The 1,167-nt window shown below is 69.8% G+C and carries 1 protein-coding gene and 1 pseudogene; both read right to left on the bottom strand.

Going from position 1 to position 1,167, the window contains the following annotated elements:
* The coding region (gene pknB, locus G6019_RS12285; RefSeq protein WP_182627701.1) for a Stk1 family PASTA domain-containing Ser/Thr kinase at positions 1-959 on the bottom strand (959 nt) is incomplete at its 3' end.
* A pseudogene (locus tag G6019_RS12280) lies at positions 956-1,167 on the bottom strand (serine/threonine protein kinase); the annotation flags it as partial. The gene pknB and the pseudogene G6019_RS12280, both read right to left, overlap by 4 nt.

Below are 1,167 nucleotides of genomic sequence, written 5' to 3'. Positions count from 1 at the left end.
GGCGGGATCCGGTCGGGCCGGCCCGAGCCGAAGCCCGCCCCGGCGAACCCGTGGGGGGCGTCGGGCCGCTGGCCGTCGTCGAGTTCATCGTCGGAGAGCACCAGCGGCGCGGCGGGACGACCACCGCTCAGGACGGTGAGCAGGTCGGTGCGCATGTCCCCGGCGGTCTCGTACCGGTTCTCGGGGTTCTTGGCCATCGCCTGCATGACCACGGCATCGACGTACCGACCGACCTCGGGGTTGATCGCCGACGGAGGCTGCGGGGACTCCCGGACGTGCTGGTACGCCACCGCGACGGGGGACTCGCCGCTGAACGGGGGGGTTCCGGTGACCATCTCGTACAACACGCAGCCGGCCGAGTACAGGTCAGATCGTGCGTCGACCGTCTCGCCGCGGGCCTGTTCGGGACTGAGGTACTGGGCGGTGCCGAGTACGGACGAGGTGGTGGTGAGCGTCGAGGTCGAGTCGCTGACCGCGCGCGCGATGCCGAAGTCCATCACCTTGACGGCCCCGTCGCGCGAGATCATGATGTTCGCGGGCTTGACGTCGCGGTGGATGATCCCCTTCTTGTGGGAGAAGTCGAGAGCACCGCAGACGTCGGCCATCACCCCGAGAGCGCGTTCCACCTCCATGGGGCCGTCCATCTTGACGATGTCCCGGATGGTGTCGCCCTCGACCAGTTCCATGACGATGTACGGAAGCGCACCGTCGTCGGTGCGTTCCTCGCCCGTGTCGTAGATCGCGACGATCGAGGGGTGGTTGAGCGAGGCGGAGTTCTGGGCCTCCCGGCGGAAGCGCTGGTAGAAGGTCTCGTCGCGGGCCAGTTCGGGCCGCATGATCTTGACCGCCACGTCGCGGCCCAAGACGGTGTCCCGTCCCCGGTGGACCTCGGACATCCCGCCGAAGCCCAGGACCTCGCCGATCTCGTACCGGCCTGCGAGCAGATGGGGTGTGGTCATCCGCGGTCACCTGCTCTGCCGTGGGCCGGGGCCGCCGCGTCGGGGCCGGTGTTGCCACTGGCGTTGCCGCCCGGGTTGCCGCCCCCGACCTGGGCCTGCGGGACGAAGGAGTTGAACTCGGAGGTCAGCGAATCGAGCATGTCCTGCAGGTCGGGCGCCGGGGGTGTGACGGTCGGCGTCGGCTGGGGAGGGGGAGTGGGTTCGGGGG

The sequence above is a fragment of the Dietzia sp. DQ12-76 genome (assembly GCF_014145045.1).
GTDB lineage: Bacteria > Actinomycetota > Actinomycetes > Mycobacteriales > Mycobacteriaceae > Dietzia.
Note: the sequence above shows the minus strand (reverse complement) of the source record. Positions and strands in the feature narration are given on the sequence as shown.